The sequence below is a fragment of the Acinetobacter sp. 228 genome (assembly GCF_048147885.1).
On sequence record NZ_JAYWYV010000484.1, the window covers coordinates 1 to 1,126 of the forward strand.

Below are 1,126 nucleotides of genomic sequence, written 5' to 3' on the forward strand. Positions count from 1 at the left end.
GTTATGAAATTATCATTAATCCCCCTGCCGATTTACCTCTATCTAATATTCGATATCCTCAACTCGGCATTTCTTGGAACTTTAATAATATTGATTATGAGAGTACTCCTGAACATGTAAGTACGAATCTTATAGGTTATATATTTATTGTTTTAAGCATTGTTGTTGTTCCACTTGACCTGATTTTAACAACGACGTATCCGGATCTACTCGGTACATTTGGTAGCTATATTTCATGGATCTCCTTAGTGGTCGGGGCAATTTTATTATTGCTGCTCATCTCTTCTATTATTAGGAGGGTCCGTAAAAATGGCTCCAATTGATATCCTGTTTTTATTTGGCTTTTTAGGTATTTGGATTCCACAAGCATTTTGGGCATGGTTAAGCTATCAAGCGTGGAAGTATTCCAAAACGGCTGAAAAAGAGCTGCAAAACTTACCAATACCAGAAAGATGGCCAGTCTTAAGTGTCTTGATCCCTGCTTATAATGAAGGCGTTGTGATTGAGGACACTTTGCATGCCATTGCTCAACAGGACTATCCGGCAGAGTCTTATGAAGTCTTACTGATCAATGATGGCTCTAAAGACAACACCCTTGAAATCGCAGAAAACCTCGCAAAAATTTATCCGTGCATAAAAATTGTCAATGTACCCAAAGGTATGGGTGGGAAAGGTAAATCAAGAACGCTTAATAATGGTCTTCCCCATGCCAAAGGTGAGTTAATTGTTGTTTATGATGCCGATAGTACCCCTGAACCCGATTGCGTCCGATTACTTGCCCAAACCTTGTTAGCCGATAAAAAGTTAGTGGCGGTAAATGGCAAAGTCAGAACTCGTAACTGGCAAGATAGTATTTTGACTCGTTTTATTGCGATTGAATTCATCTTTTTCCAATGGATCTTTCAAGGTGGACGCTGGCAACGTTTTGAACTATCAACATTAATGGGAACAAATTATGTCATCTGGCGCGATGCTCTAGAGACTTTGGGCGGTTTTGATGAAAAATCGCTAGTCGATGATACAGAAATGAGTTTCCGAATTTTTATCGGACAAAAACGAATTAAATGGGTTCCCTATGCAATCGGTTGGCAACAGGACCCTCCTTCGTTAAGCGTATTCGTTAAAC

1 protein-coding gene and 1 pseudogene are annotated in these 1,126 nt (G+C 39.4%); both read left to right on the forward strand.

The genetic code is table 11. The features are described 5' to 3' along the window. Positions 1-323, forward strand: a pseudogene (locus VXQ92_RS20065) (hypothetical protein); the annotation flags it as partial. Then, positions 310-1,126: glycosyltransferase family 2 protein (locus VXQ92_RS20070; RefSeq protein WP_416682968.1), on the forward strand; the 817-nt coding region annotated here is incomplete at its 3' end. The pseudogene VXQ92_RS20065 and the gene VXQ92_RS20070, both read left to right, overlap by 14 nt.